The 14,275-nt window shown below is 37.8% G+C and carries 18 protein-coding genes; 14 read left to right on the forward strand and 4 right to left on the reverse strand.

Annotated elements, in window-relative coordinates:
* Positions 1-115: 115 nt before the first annotated feature.
* The 6 genes from HM131_RS11020 to HM131_RS11045 all read left to right on the forward strand — a co-directional run bounded on the left by HM131_RS11020 (position 116) and on the right by HM131_RS11045 (position 4,799).
* The gene (locus tag HM131_RS11020) at positions 116-895 is read left to right on the forward strand and encodes a 3D domain-containing protein (protein ID WP_085029811.1); all 780 of its coding nucleotides are present in this window, start codon (positions 116-118) and stop codon (positions 893-895) included.
* A 152-nt stretch (positions 896-1,047) separates the two neighbouring features.
* Positions 1,048-2,046 carry a zinc-dependent alcohol dehydrogenase family protein gene (locus HM131_RS11025; protein ID WP_085029812.1) on the forward strand — a complete coding sequence of 333 codons (999 nt, stop codon included), beginning with the start codon at positions 1,048-1,050 and terminating at the stop codon, positions 2,044-2,046.
* Positions 2,047-2,222: 176 nt separating this feature from the next.
* Positions 2,223-2,609, forward strand: coding sequence for a helix-turn-helix domain-containing protein (locus HM131_RS11030; RefSeq protein WP_232324765.1), 387 nt, complete (start codon positions 2,223-2,225; stop codon positions 2,607-2,609).
* A 24-nt stretch (positions 2,610-2,633) separates the two neighbouring features.
* Positions 2,634-3,629, forward strand: coding sequence for an LLM class flavin-dependent oxidoreductase (locus HM131_RS11035; protein WP_085029814.1), 996 nt, complete (start codon positions 2,634-2,636; stop codon positions 3,627-3,629).
* Between the two features lie 97 nt (positions 3,630-3,726).
* Positions 3,727-3,813: a YjcZ family sporulation protein gene (locus HM131_RS11040; protein ID WP_035551702.1), complete on the forward strand. Its 87-nt coding sequence runs from the start codon at positions 3,727-3,729 to the stop codon at positions 3,811-3,813.
* 125 nt (positions 3,814-3,938) lie between these two features.
* Positions 3,939-4,799: a CvfB family protein gene (locus tag HM131_RS11045; protein ID WP_085029815.1), complete on the forward strand. Its 861-nt coding sequence runs from the start codon at positions 3,939-3,941 to the stop codon at positions 4,797-4,799.
* Between the two features lie 97 nt (positions 4,800-4,896).
* Here HM131_RS11045 and HM131_RS11050 read toward each other — a convergent pair whose 3' ends face one another.
* Positions 4,897-5,358: a YusW family protein gene (locus HM131_RS11050; protein WP_198162616.1), complete on the reverse strand. Its 462-nt coding sequence runs from the start codon at positions 5,356-5,358 to the stop codon at positions 4,897-4,899.
* Between the two features lie 158 nt (positions 5,359-5,516).
* Here HM131_RS11050 and msrB point away from each other — a divergent pair, with 158 nt between their 5' ends.
* From msrB to HM131_RS11070, 4 genes are all read left to right on the forward strand, one after another.
* Positions 5,517-6,092 (forward strand): peptide-methionine (R)-S-oxide reductase MsrB, encoded by a 576-nt coding sequence (msrB, locus tag HM131_RS11055; protein WP_085029817.1) that lies wholly within the window; start codon positions 5,517-5,519, stop codon positions 6,090-6,092.
* A 138-nt stretch (positions 6,093-6,230) separates the two neighbouring features.
* Entirely contained in the window at positions 6,231-6,698 is a 468-nt protein-coding gene (locus tag HM131_RS11060; RefSeq protein ID WP_085029818.1) for a GNAT family N-acetyltransferase, read from the forward strand.
* An 87-nt stretch (positions 6,699-6,785) separates the two neighbouring features.
* Positions 6,786-7,346, forward strand: coding sequence for a nitroreductase family protein (locus HM131_RS11065; protein ID WP_085029819.1), 561 nt, complete (start codon positions 6,786-6,788; stop codon positions 7,344-7,346).
* Between the two features lie 153 nt (positions 7,347-7,499).
* Positions 7,500-8,432: a DMT family transporter gene (locus tag HM131_RS11070; RefSeq protein WP_232324766.1), complete on the forward strand. Its 933-nt coding sequence runs from the start codon at positions 7,500-7,502 to the stop codon at positions 8,430-8,432.
* A 19-nt stretch (positions 8,433-8,451) separates the two neighbouring features.
* On the opposite strand, the gene HM131_RS20665 is transcribed toward HM131_RS11070, so the two are convergent.
* Positions 8,452-8,589, reverse strand: coding sequence for a hypothetical protein (locus HM131_RS20665; protein WP_157130805.1), 138 nt, complete (start codon positions 8,587-8,589; stop codon positions 8,452-8,454).
* Between the two features lie 136 nt (positions 8,590-8,725).
* On the opposite strand from HM131_RS20665, the gene HM131_RS11075 reads away from it, so the two are divergent.
* Positions 8,726-9,148 carry a DUF1801 domain-containing protein gene (locus HM131_RS11075; protein ID WP_085029820.1) on the forward strand — a complete coding sequence of 141 codons (423 nt, stop codon included), beginning with the start codon at positions 8,726-8,728 and terminating at the stop codon, positions 9,146-9,148.
* A gap of 69 nt (positions 9,149-9,217) precedes the next feature.
* The gene (locus HM131_RS20670; protein WP_157130806.1) at positions 9,218-10,150 is read left to right on the forward strand and encodes an exonuclease domain-containing protein; all 933 of its coding nucleotides are present in this window, start codon (positions 9,218-9,220) and stop codon (positions 10,148-10,150) included.
* A gap of 192 nt (positions 10,151-10,342) precedes the next feature.
* On the opposite strand, the gene HM131_RS11085 is transcribed toward HM131_RS20670, so the two are convergent.
* Positions 10,343-10,906, reverse strand: a complete 564-nt coding sequence (locus tag HM131_RS11085) for a hypothetical protein (RefSeq protein ID WP_085029821.1) — start codon at positions 10,904-10,906, stop codon at positions 10,343-10,345.
* Positions 10,907-11,206: 300 nt separating this feature from the next.
* Here HM131_RS11085 and HM131_RS11090 point away from each other — a divergent pair, with 300 nt between their 5' ends.
* Positions 11,207-12,193: a potassium channel family protein gene (locus HM131_RS11090; RefSeq protein ID WP_085029822.1), complete on the forward strand. Its 987-nt coding sequence runs from the start codon at positions 11,207-11,209 to the stop codon at positions 12,191-12,193.
* 122 nt (positions 12,194-12,315) lie between these two features.
* Entirely contained in the window at positions 12,316-13,071 is a 756-nt protein-coding gene (locus tag HM131_RS11095) for an LAGLIDADG family homing endonuclease (RefSeq protein ID WP_232324767.1), read from the forward strand.
* 80 nt (positions 13,072-13,151) lie between these two features.
* On the opposite strand, the gene HM131_RS11100 is transcribed toward HM131_RS11095, so the two are convergent.
* Positions 13,152-14,231, reverse strand: coding sequence for a citrate/2-methylcitrate synthase (locus HM131_RS11100; RefSeq protein WP_085029823.1), 1,080 nt, complete (start codon positions 14,229-14,231; stop codon positions 13,152-13,154).
* Between the last annotated feature and the right edge of the window lie 44 nt (positions 14,232-14,275).

Consider the following 14,275-nt stretch of genomic DNA (forward strand, 5'->3'; position numbering starts at 1 on the left):
AAACTGTTAGCTTCCTGTTCTTAAAATCTATTGAGATTCTGCTAATCTAGTAATTGTGAATGAACAACGCGCAATCACGTGATAAGCAACACTTTTAGAGGAGGCAGAATCTCATATGAAAAAAACAGTTTTTACTGTAGCAGCTACTGTAGCATTAACAGGAGCATTCGCAACGTCTGTCAGTGCAGAGGAATATACAATCGATAAAGGTGACACTCTTTGGAGTATTTCTCAAAAATATAATGTATCCGTCGATCAACTAAAATCTTGGAATAATTTGAACTCAAATCTCATTTATCCTAATCAACAATTAACCGTTTCTAGCGAATCTAAAACATCAAATTCATCCAATCAGTCTAGCAATGCATCCACGTACACGGTTAAATCAGGAGACACACTATGGGAAATCTCTCAGAAGTTTGGAGTCTCAGTTGATCAATTGATGTCTTGGAATAATCTTTCTTCTACTATGATTTATCCAGGAGATAAATTTTCTGTTAAAGGAGAAGTAGCTCCAGCATCAACGAAAACAAGCAATAACAGCTCAAGCAACTCTTCTGCAACGCAGACAAGCTCTAACGAAAGCTCCAGCAATGAAGTTGTAAAAGAATTTACTGCGGAAGCAACAGCGTATACAGCTTACTGCACAGGATGCAGCGGTGTAACAGCAACAGGAATCGACCTTCGTGCTAATCCTGATCAGAAAGTAATCGCTGTAGACCCGGATGTCATTCCACTAGGTTCTAAAGTATATGTAGAAGGTTATGGTACAGCTATCGCTGGTGACACAGGTGGAGCCATCAATGGAAACCGTATCGACGTCTTCATGCCAAATCGTGAAGATGCACTCGAGTTCGGACGCAAGTCTGTTAAAGTTCAAGTGCTAAGTGAATAATTGGAAGCAATCTCTCCCTATTATTGCTTTTATATGATATATAAAACCCGCTTTTCGTCGAAAAGTGGGTTTTTCATGTTCTTTTTGCTTTAGGTTATGAGTGGTTATTGATAGACTAAGAGCAAATCCAGAGGAGAAAGGTGTGTTTTTTTATGAGAGCTATTGTCCATGAGGCAAAGAACGGATTTGAAGGGTTAAAGGTGCAAGAGGTAGAAAAGCCAAGGCTTGGAGATAAAGATGTAATTGTAAAAGTACATACAGCAGGAATGAATCGAAGAGATATTGCTGTGGTAACGAAGCGGCATAAAGCCGAAGACCCAGCACTTATCCCAGGATCTGATGCCGCGGGAGTTATTGAAGCTGTGGGTGAATCTGTAACAAAATTTCAAACAGGAGAAGAAGTCGTCATTAATCCAGGTCTCGGGTGGCAGGAAAAAAGTGACGCACCTCCTAAAGGGTTTGAAATAGTTGGGTTACCTGATCATGGAACATTCGGAGAGTATTATAAATGCACGGAGGATCATGTTGAAAAGAAACCATCTCATTTGAATTTTGAGGAAGCGGGTGTGCTGTCTTTAGCAGCATTGACGGCTTATCGTGCCCTTGTCACAAGGGGGCAAGTGAAAGCTGGGGAAACGGTCATGCTTCCGGGAATCGGCAGTGGCGTTCTGACTTTCGCTTTGAAATTTGCTAAAGCGAAAGGAGCCCGTGTTATTGTTACGTCAAGGTCAGATGAGAAATTAAAAGAAGCACTATCGCTGGGGGCAGATCGTGCGATAAATACGAATAGTAACTGGAATGAAGAACTTTTAGATGAAACCGTAGATCTGCTGATAGAAAGTATTGGTGAAGCCACGTTTGAAAAATCTCTTCATATCATTCGGAAAGGGGGAACCATTGTCACTTTCGGAGCTACGACGAATGATGAAGTGAAAATAAATATCCGTGAATTTTTCTATGGTCAATACAACTTGCTCGGTACGACCATGGGGAGCGCAGAAGAGTTTCGCGAGATGCTTTCATTTTTAGAAGAACACAAAATCAAGCCGCAACTGGATCAATTGTTTAAACTGGAGGAATACAGAGAGGCTTTTGAATATTTGCAGGAGACGAAAAATTTCGGAAAAATCGGGTTTAAGCTCCAGGATTAATTTTTTCTGGAATCGACAAACAAACGATGTGTTTCAAATTTTACTTCAAACTTAGTAGCAACTCCGAAAGTCTAGATAAAAACCATGAAAATAATCGAACGAATGTGCGTATTACTGGACAAATCATCCATTCTTTATTGTAAAATAAAGTTAAGACTTTATTGGCGAAGGGGTGGATGATTTTGTCTCATAAGAACAATCCGAAACGCTTTGCACTAAATATGAGTGCGGCTCAATTTACGAAGTTTTATATTATGCATTTGCTGCAAGTTCATCAGCCAATGATCAGTGAACATTTTAAAGGAAAATTCAAAGCATTGACGAAGAACTGGATTCCTGCACCATCCACGCTGCTGGACACACTCCACGAGATGACAGAAGAAGGTCTATTGTATCGCAAAGAAGATTATAAGTCACATGATAAAAAGAGACAAAAGGTGTACTGGTATTATTTGACTGATCAGGGGAAAGAAGAATTTGATGTTTTAAAGAAAAAGTATAAAATCCTATTTGAAGAACAATTACAAGTATTGAATCAAATTATGAAGGACGTATATAAATAAGATCACATCAAAGAGGTGGCACACATGAAATTAGGGGTCTTGGACCAAAGCCCTATTTCAAAGGGACAGACAGCAGGAGAAGCATTAAGACAGTCGATCGAACTGGCTAAATTCTCTGAACAACTTGGATTTAGCCGCTATTGGGTAGCAGAACATCACAATACAAATGGTCTTGCAAGCACGTCACCTGAAATTCTCATCGGACAAATCCTTGCTTCTACAAGTCGTATTGTAGTCGGTTCCGGAGGTGTTTTGCTGCCACAATACAGCCCGCTTAAAGTAGCTGAGAACTTTCGTATGCTTGAAAGCCTTTATCCGGGACGTGTTGATCTCGGTCTCGGTCGTTCACCTGGTGGAGGGAAAAAAACACGTCTTGCGCTTACTGACAATTTCGAAAAACCGTTGAGTTCGTTTTCAAGACAAGTGAAAGAATTACAGAAATTTTTATATGACTCGTTTTCCAAAGGTGAATCTCATTTTGGGGTTCATGCAAGACCAGACACTTCTGCTCAGCCAGACTTATGGGTTTTAGGATTAACGGAAAGAGGGGCACGCCATGCAGCTGTAAACGGTACAGGCTTTACATTCGGTCATTTTATTAACCCTGCCCAGGCAGTGGAAGCTCTAACTGTATATAGAGAAAAATTTAAACCATCAGAGGGCCTGGCTTCTCCAAGAGTGAATGCTTGTGTATTTGTGGTGTGCGCTGAAACAGAGCAAGAAGCAGAAGATTTAGCATTAAGTCAAGATATGTGGCTGCTTCAAGTGGAGAAGGGAATTGAAACGCGAATTCCTCCTGTAGAAAAAGTGAAAGAACACACCTTTACATTAAGAGAAAAAGAAAAGATTAAAAAGAACAGGGAACGCTGCATTATCGGTACTCCGAATCAAGTACATAGGGAACTGCTTCGATTAGCTGAAGAATATGAGACGGATGAATTTCTTATTATTACGAATGTGTTTGATTTTGAAAAGAGAAAGGAATCCTACCGCCTTTTAGCAAAAGAATTGAAGCTTTAAGTAATAGGCATTTGCCCATTCCCTTTCACTTATCCTACTTTCACCCATACCTTGCTCCCTTTATCGGCATATAAAGAAGTAAAGGGGGGGAATTGGAATGAGTAGAGGTTATGGCGGCGGATTCGCGCTTCTTGTAGTTTTGTTTATTCTCCTAATTATTGTAGGAGCTGCTTGGTGGTATTAATTTGATAAAAGTGTGGCGTATGCCACGCTTTTTTCGATTTTATTGGCTCACTATGCTTCGCGTTTCATTCGAATCGTTTGTACGCTATAATAAAGTACATTATGACTTTTAAAGGATGGAATGAAATGAATCATCAATTACTTGGAACAATTCAAAAAGCAAAAATTTTAAAAAAAATTACAAAAGGGTTTACGATCAGCGTGAAGGGAACAGAACTATTTCTTGCAGATGAACAAGCCACTGAAGAGATCGAACTGGAGAAAGCAGTGGAAGTTTTCATCTATGAAAATAAAAGAGGACAAGCCGTAGCAACGATGACCCTTCCTGAAGCGACCAGAGATTCCTATGGCTGGGCTGCAGTTGCAGAAGTACTTCCTCACTTAGGAGTTTTTGTTGACATTGGCCTGGAAGATAAGGATATTTTAGTGTCGAGTGATCATCTCCCTTTGTTAAAATCTGTGTGGCCGAAAGAAGGAGACTTTTTATTTGTAAGTTTAGAGATAGATAAAAAAGGCAGGCTGTTGGCTGAGCCTATTACTGAACGAGAGGTGCTTGACGATTTGGAACAAGCCCCACAATCGCTTCTACACACGGTTGTCACTGCACGAGTGTATCGATCAACAAAGGCAGGATCAGCCATTCTAACTGAAGAAGGGTATCGAGGGTTTATTCATCCTCACGAGAGAAAAGAAGAGCCAAGGCTTGGCGAAACGATTGAAGGTCGGGTTATCGATGTGAAAGAAGATGGTACAATTAATGTTTCCTTACGACCGTTAAAACAAGAGAGTATGAAAGAGGATGCTGAGACTATTTATGATTACCTCTTGGAAAACGATGGAGTTATGCATCTCCACGACAAAAGTGATCCTCAAGAGATCAGAGACACCTTCAATATTAGTAAGGCAGCATTTAAGCGTGCCATTGGCCAGCTGTTGAAAGCAGGAAAAATCGAACTGAAAGATGGAAAAACGACCATTAAGCACTAAGTTTTTATTGTTAATACTTAGTAGCAACTCCGAACACAATACCAAAAAACAATCAATAACAAAAAGCCTCCGAATTTAAATCGAGAGGCTTTTTAATTTAATCTTCGTATTCTTTTTCTATTCCATTTTTATATGTGACATCCAGCTCAAACTCTTTATAAGTTTGGTCAAGGTCTAATATATTAAGGACATCTTGTATAACTTCTTCCTCTGAACTATCTTCATCAAAACTCATTTCCTGAAATAGGGGAGACAATTGATTGTAAGCTTCTTGTCCAGTGACTTTTTGCTGGTCTAAATCATTAATAGTAGCTTTGATGGTATCTTTAGACTGATTGAATTCGATTTCGTAGGAAATACGATCTACATAATCCACTTCAAGGTCGAATTCTTTGAAAGTAAATTGATTTTCTTCTCTTAAATTATTCTCGGTGTATTCATAAGTGATCGGTCTTGGGGTATCATCCACTTCTTGTGTATAGGATTCACTTCCGTTATCATTACATGCAGTCAAAATCGCTCCTAACATACCTGTTGCCAACATGATTTTCTTATTCACGACTATCCCTCCATTCATTCTTTTTCATAGGATTGCCTAAAGTCCTCCATTTCATAAATGAGTTATGGAAATGCAGTAAGCAATATAATTCGTTCACATCCTAGAAGGTGATAAAATAGAAATAAGTTCCTCATAGATCAGTGAAAGGAGGAAGGGATATGAAAAATGTGCTTTATTTATTTGGCATTGCCCTTTTAGCTGTAGTTGGGACGTTAACTTTCACAAGGCTTTCCGGAGAGGGGAAGGAAGATATGGAAGGAACAAATAAGTTGACCGTAAAAAAGTACAATGGCGATGAAGTTACTTATACAGATCAAGACTTGAAAAAAATGTTGAGTCCAGTTCAATACAAAATCACTCAAAATGATGGGACAGAAAAAGCTTTTGAAAATGAATACTGGGACAATATAGAAGAAGGCATTTATGTGGATCTCCTCTCAGGAGAACCACTATTTAGTTCAGAGGACAAGTACAAATCTGGAACAGGATGGCCGAGTTTCACTAAACCCTTAGTAGAAGAAAACATTGTAACGAAGAAAGATCCTGGAATTTTTGGAATGCGCACAGAGGTCCGGAGTAAAGAAGGAGACGCCCATTTAGGACATGTGTTCAAAGATGGTCCTGAACCCACTGGTTTACGTTATTGCATGAATTCAGCCGCTTTAGAATTTATTCCAAAAAGTGAAATGGAAGCAAGAGGGTATGAAGCATTTTTAGACGAATTTGAATCGTAAATTATCAAGAAGAAGCTATGTTTTCATAGCTTCTTTTTTATTTTTCTGAACATTGCCATCAATATGATTTTCCGTTAATATACTTAGGGATGAAGTATATCAAAAAGATGGCTTCTCTGAAGGGGGATTGTTTCATTTATGATAACCTTAGCTTCGATGGTTAAAGCTGAATTTGATGCCAATATAGATGCGCAGATCAAAGACTACGCTGATGAAAAAGTGAAAGCAGGGACATGGACTGAAGAGGAAGCTTTTGAGAAATCAAATGAATCGTTTAATAACTTATTGCCAGAGGGGTTAAAGACTTCCGATCATTACTTTTTGTCTATAAGAAACGATGAACGAAACGTGGGTTATTTCTGGTATTATTTTGCTAAAGAAGCCAACAATCAAAAGGAAGCGTTCATTTATAACTTTCTCATTTTCGATGAACACCGAGGTAAAGGCTACGGAAAAAAAGCTTTAGAAGAACTTGAAAAGCATGTGAAAAAAGAAGGGATAAAGAAGTTAACTCTTCACGTTTTTGGTCATAATAAGCGTGCGATTCACCTCTATAATAAAATGAAATTTGATACTACAGACCTTGTGATGTCTAAGCATTTATAATTTAAGCCTGTTTGAAGCCGTTTGACATCTATGGTGAGAACGATTATCATTATCGTAACAGAATAATAGATTTGAAGGTGAGAGAATATGGAACACACAAAAACAGATTTGGCTAGAATCATTCGCGAACGACGCTCCGTAAAGAGTGGATACTTAGATAGAGAAGTCCCTGAAGATCTAATCAAAGAGCTATTGGAGGATGCCAGCTATGCTCCTACCCATGGCCTTAGAGAACCATGGCGTTTCATTTTTATTCCCACAGAAGAGGCAGATGGATTCGTTGAAGATCTGGTAAAAACATTTCCAAAAGACATGCAAGAAAATAGAAGAAATTATTTCAGCCAGCCTGCTGCATTTCTCATTGCCGTAATGAAGGAAGATCCTCGTCAAAAGCAATGGGAAGAGAATTTCGGAGCGATTAGCTGTTTCATCCAAAACTTCCAACTTCTTGCTTGGGAAAAACAATTAGGAGTCGTTTGGAAAACAAATACTCAAATTCACGAACCAAAAGTTCGTGAATTATTAAATGTAAAGCCAGGAGAAAAAATTGTAGGGTTCTTACATCTTGGTTATTTTGAGAAGAAACCGAAGCCAAAACAGCGTACTCCTATTGAAGAAAAGCTTACGATATACAAAAACAAACACTAAACAGCAAAAGCACGCCCGTTGCAAGGTGTGCTTTTTTATTATGAGCTTTTACTGTTTCCTGCATGTTTAAGTACTCTCAAATTTTTTTACATTTTATTTCGGTTCATTCGTTAGACAGGTTCATTGAGACTACGTACAATGAGAGAGTAGTGAATGAAAGCAGGTGATCAATTGAAACGGATTTACGTACTTTTACTGCTTGTAATGATGGTATGGGGATTTAACGTATCAGCCATTAAAGTCCTCGTATCCAATATCGATCCTATTCTTCTTACATCCATTCGTATTTTTACGGCTGGTGTTGGTGTACTTGTTACCTTATACTTTATGGGGTTATTGAGGAAACCAACAAAGAAAGAAGTCGCCATCATTTTATACATATCTTTGTTTAATGTGGTGCTTCACCATGCTCTAATGGGAGTGGGGCTCTTATATACCTCTGGAGTTAATGCCGGATTAATTGTTGGATTAGGGCCCCTGTTAACGATGATTTTATCTACAATAATGCTTAGCAAAAAGGTAACCCTATTTAAAACCTTTGGGTTCATACTAGGGTTTGCAGGTGTAGTCGTTACAACACTTACAGGGGCAGAAGGCTTTACCGGAGTCTCACTGGGAGATGTACTGATCTTTTTATCCATTGCCGCACAAGCCTTCAGTTTTATACTGATAGGAAAATTAAACCCCAGGCTAGATCCTCGACTTTTAACTGGCTATATGCTGCTTATCGGCTCTGTTTTTATTTTTCTAACAAGCCTCGTTATCGAATCAGATCCAGCTCAAATTATTCAGCTCGCTGATGCCAAGCTGTTAGGGGTTTTTCTATTCAGTGCGTTGATCTGTACAGCTTTTGGACATATGGTTTACAATTTCGCTATCAAACAAGTAGGGCCGGCTGAATCTGCTATCTTTATTAATTTCAACACATTCTTCGCTATCTTAGGGGCTTCTCTTTTCTTAGGTGAGAAAATCATGATGAACCATATCACTGGGCTGATTCTAATTGTATGCGGCGTAATAATAGGAACTGGAGCTATCCAGCATTTAACAAGACAGAAAACACATGCTCACAGGCGCACTTCTTAAAAGAGAAGGCGCTATTTTTTTAATGCTGTGCTCGCTTCTCATCTGATCCTTCTCTATATTTCTCATCAAAAGCTATTAATACAACTCCTAATTTACTTTCCAGCAATTCGATTTCACTTAATTTATCTTGGGAAAGGTTTGCATAATCAAAAGACATTTCTTATTCCTCCTTTTAGTTTATTATCATCGAAATACCATAAGTTATTCGAGATGGAAAGGATTTATAGCAGGATTCTTCATAGCTTTATCGAATTGAATAACATCCTGTATTTTGTTTAAGGAGAGTGTCTTCGATGTATGATTTAAAAACAAAAGAAAATGACAATAACGTTATTGAGTTTATTGAAGCCGTTGATCCTAAGAAAAGGAAAGAAGATGCCTATAGACTACTGGATATTTTTACAGAGACGTCAGGCTATCCAGCGAGAATATGGGGAGCAAGCATCATCGGTTTTGGATCATACCATTACAAATATGAATCCGGTCATGAGGGTGATGCACCACTCGTCGGATTTTCTCCAAGAAAAGCAAGAATCAGTCTGTATTTAGCAGCTGGAGATCCCAGTAGAGATGAACTGCTTAACCAATTAGGAAAGCACAAAACGGGCAAAGCCTGTGTCTACATCAATAAAATAGACGATATAGATATTGATGTCTTAATGAAGTTAATTATCCAGTCCGTGAACCATTTGAAAAAATCATATCCCCACGTTTAATACACGATGATAGACGAGTCTCTTTATAAACTTTATGATAGAGATATATTTGTATAAAGGAGTCTGAAAATGAACTTTGTCGCTCTTGATTTTGAAACAGCAAACTCATCTAGAGGTAGTGTCTGTTCAATCGGGTTGGTAGAATTCGAACAGGGCCATAAAAAGAACGAGTATTATCGGTTAGTCAAACCAAAGCGCAATTATTTTTCTCCAATGAATATAAATATTCATGGAATTACGAAACAGGATGTAGAAGACGCTTATGAATTTGACGAGTTGTGGAAGAAAGAAATTAAGGATCTGATGGAGGGAAAATTCCTTATTGCTCATAATGCCCAATTTGATATGGGTGTATTAAGAGCTGTTCTTGACCAGTACTATTTGTCATATCCCATGCTTGCCTATAACTGTACCGTAAACATTTCAAAAAAGACGTGGCAATTACCGAAATATAATTTAAAAGCAGTCACGGATCATTTAGGAATTCAATTGAACCACCACCATGCCCTGGACGATGCGAGAGCTGCTGGCGAGATATTAATTAAAGCAGGAGAGCACCTTGAAGCCACCGATATTAAAGATTTAGTGAATAAAACTGGCACAATAAATGGTATGATGCACGATACGGGCTATGAACCTGCACGCTTGAATAGAAAAAAGCGTACGAGAATGCCAGAGGCAAAATCATATGTAGCAGCCACTACAGAATTTGATCGTGCTCATCCTTGTTATGGGTCTTCTTTTGCCTTTACTGGAAAATTAGATGGTATGAAGCGTGAGGAAGCCGTACAGCGAGTGATTAATGCCGGCGGTCAGTGGCATCATGATATCGATTCTAATACGAATTACGTAGTCGTTGGAAATAAAGCTTATGAGAATTATTTAGCGGGGAAGAAAAGCAATAAACTAGAAAGAATGGAAACGTTGTTAAGCCAAGGTCATTCTATAGAAGTGCTAGCTGAGAAAGATTTTATGAAGAAATTGAAAGGCTCATCCATCTAAGGTGAGCCTTTCTGCAGCTTTATCGTCTTCGTGAAGGTCTGAGTTATAAAGAGCACTAAAAGTTCATTATGGAAATCGGATCAGTATTAAAGTTTCGATTCATACATAGTAGCAACTCCGAAACTATCTTAACAACCATCAATTAAACGTATAAACGCACGAACATTAGTTCGTATCCCGTATTTCTAGCACCTATTTAAATGAATTTTTCGGCAAGATATAGTTTCTGTCTTTTAAAAGTTCTGGATGAATCGCTTTGGCTTTTTGATTAAAACTTCCGAGATTAACTCCAGCACCATAATAATAGGACTGCCATACGATTTTAGTGCAATACTGCTCATCCATTTTAGCCGCTAGTGGCGTCATTATTCGATAATCCGCATTCTTATGAGCTAAATAAAGTTTCTCAAGATACGCTGCAGCTGAATTTCTATGAGAGTCAACTCTTGGCGCATAGACTTTTATTGATCTGAATTTATTAAAGTACGTTGGAACATCATCTTGAATTAAACCCGCAGGGATGGAATGAACAACTTTTTTAGCATGATTGACCATACCTACATGGCCCACATATTTAGATTCGCTTTTTCCTAATGGAGAGAATAGTAGATCTCCGGGTTCAATCACAATATCCGTGCCAGGGTAGGTATCAGGATTTTTGTGTGTGGTTGGGGCTTTCACTTTCTTTGGCAAGATTATGTAACCTAATAAACTAATAATGAAGGCTGAAACAGCCATAAAAGATTTTCTACGCATGATATTCCTCACTTTGTTTTACTGGACTCTATTTTCTATATCTTAATGGAGGTTCGATTATAACATAATTATAAGGAGATTTTATGATACACGTGTACGGTTTTATGGCTATGCTCGCATAAAGAGCACTCCATCATTCAAACAGAACAAGACATCTAAGATTCAAACTTCTTGATCCAGATTAAGCATTGTAGGTTCTAGATACTGTAATAACATTATGTAAAGTAGATAACTGAATGTGAAAATTGGTATGATGGTGGAGAGTGGTTCAATGAATAGGGACTCAACAGAGGTGGAGTAATGGAATATCGAAAGATCCTTGTTTCAATAATCCTTTTACATATAATTATCCTGTTAGGAATCTTCGGATACATGTTTTTTGAAGACCTGGCTTTCTTCGATTCGTTGTGGCTTACGATTGTTTCTGTATTGACGATTGGTTATGGAGATATTTCTCCTGAATCCACTGGCGGAAAACTGCTTACTTTAGTTTTAATTCCAAGCGCTATTGGTCTGACAACTTATATGTTAGCTCAACTAGCAGGCGCCATTATAGGCGGTAAACTATCCAGCGAAGTGAGGAAGAGAAGAATGACGTTAAAGATACAAGATCTTCACCAGCACATTATTTTGTGTGGCTATGGTCGGGTCGGCCAGCAAGTTTTTCAGCAACTACGCCATGAAAAGCAGCCTTTAGTATTAGTTGAAATGGATGAAAACGTTATAGAAGAATTGCCTGAGAATGCTCTATACGTTAAAGGCAATGCTACAGAGGACCGTGTCTTAATTCAAGCAGGAGTCGAACGTGCTAAGGGAGTCATTGTCACTCTGCCAGACGATGCTGATAATGTTTTCATAACTTTAACAGTAAAAGGTATGAATCCTAATATCTACACCGTGGTTCGCGCAGAAAGAGATTTTTCTGAAGAAAAGCTCTACCGAGCAGGTGCAGATAAAGTTATCAATACATCGAACATTGGAGGAAAAAGAATGGCAACTGCGATTACAAAGCCGGTAAGTGTGGAATATGTTGAAACGATTCTACATGATCCTCTTAATGATTATAACATTGAAGAACTTCTCATCCGGAATACTTCATCGTTGTTGAACAAAACAATTAAAGAATCTGAGATAAGACAATCATACGGAGTCAATATCGTTGCGATTAAACGAAACGATAAAATCATCAGTAATCCTGAGGTGAATGAAACGTTTCAAGAGAATGATTTATTGATTGTCTTTGCAACATCAGAACAATTGAAGCGATTCGAAAAAGCAGCAACCTAACTCAGGGGTGCTGCTTTTTTTAGTGAAACGAATCGTATTTTAAAATTTCAAGTGCTTATTTTACCACTTACAAACAAATGTTCGGTATAATAAGAATATCAAAAGGAGGGAGCTGAATATTATTGAGAAAACGTACATTAACTGATGAAGAAATCATTAAAAAGTACCTGTCTGGCGAACGGACCGTTTCGATAGCTGAAAAAGCAAATGTATCGGTACGACTGATAAATCAGATCTTAAGTAAACATAAAGTCGAACGAAGCCCCAAAGGAAGCTGGAGACGTGAATATAAGGTCAATGAACAGTATTTCAGAACGTGGTCGAATAACATGGCATACATTTTAGGTTTTTTTGCGGCAGATATTCCAAAAGAAACTCAGTCAATCAGTTTCTCTCAGAAGGATATTAGTATCCTGGAGCAGATTAAATATGAACTTGGATCAAGCCATCCAATTAGAAAAAACGAAAAGACTGGTGTTCATTTATTAATAATCAATAGCAAAATTATGCGCACAGACTTGATGGAATTGCACGGAATGCAGCCTAATAAATCACTTACTTTGAATTTTCCAGATGTACCAAGCCCATTTGTGCATCATTTTGTAAGAGGATATTTTGATGGCGGATGTAAACAAATATCTGATAGAAAACACACCAATACTAAAAAAGCTGTAGCTAAAAGAAAATCATTGTTTATGGAGAGATTTCGAAGCACAAATAATATTGATGAAGCTTGTGAAACAGTAGGAATTCAATTAAACAATTATCGTAGGTGGTTAAAGGAAGATCAGAATTTTCGTGTCTCAGTGGAAAGAGTAGGAGAGTATCCATTAAATACTCTCCATATTTTTAACTTCTGTCTAGTTAACATAATATAAATTCTAGGAAGTTAAGGCGCAAAATATAATTCTGTCTCAATACCTAAGTATACTTATGATAATGAGACAGAATAAGAAAATTACACAGATGGTCTGTAGTGTGCATTTGGTCTGAAAATTACGTTATGTTCTGATTGTTCTATAATATGTGCGACCCAGCCAACCATCCGATTACAACAAAAAATCGGTGTGAACAATTCATTCGATATTCCAATGGCTTTCATGATAGCTGCTGCATAAAACTCTACATTCGCATAAAGCTCTCTACCAGGCTTTAGTTGCTGTAATTCGTTTACCGTCTCTTTTTCTAATTGTAAAGTAAAATCAGCCCATGCTGGTTTTGGATCAATGGAATTAAATTGAATTTTTAATGCTTCAGCTCGTGGATCCTTAGTTTTGTATACTCTGTGTCCAAAACCCATAATTTTCTCTCCATTAGTTAGTTTTTTCCTAATGGTTTCGTTAACAGATGATTTTTCAGCTTCTTTCATATACTGTATTACACCTGATGGTGCACCACCGTGTAATGGTCCTTTTAAAGTACCTATGGCTGCTGTTACTGCAGAATAAACATCACTTTGTGTTGAAGTGACAACTCTCGCTGCAAAGGTTGAAGCATTCAGACCGTGCTCAGCAGTTAGAATCATATATGCTTCTAATGCATCTACTTCATTTACTGATTTCTCTTCACCAAAAAGCATATACAGAAAATTAGCCGCATGCCCGAAGTTCGTTTCAGGTTCAATTTCATTTAACCCTTTTTTCTTCCTATAAATATAAGCGACAATCGTTGGTAACTTTGCAATTAATTGAATACCTTCTTCAAGGTTCACTGGCCATAAGTCATTTGATTGATCAAGTAGTGATACTGCTGAACGAACAGCGGAAATCAAAGATTGGTGTGGAATGATTAATTCTAATTGCTTCTTAGTTTCTTCACTTAAAAACCTGTGTTTTACTAAAGCTTGTGAAAAATGTTCAAGTTCTTTCTTATCCGGAAAGTATCCTTTCAATAGAAAGAAACTGACTTCTTCAAAACTGTACTTTCCAATAAGTTCTTTAGCAAGAACCCCTCGATATTGTAGTACTCCATCTTTTCCATCAATATGGCTAATCGACGTTTCGATAGCTGTAACCCCTTTTAAACCAGGTTCAAACATAACGTCTTCCCTCCTCTTTATGTTAATTTAATTGTATAAGGTTT

This window comes from Halobacillus mangrovi (assembly GCF_002097535.1).
Taxonomy (GTDB): domain Bacteria; phylum Bacillota; class Bacilli; order Bacillales; family Halobacillaceae; genus Halobacillus; species Halobacillus mangrovi_A.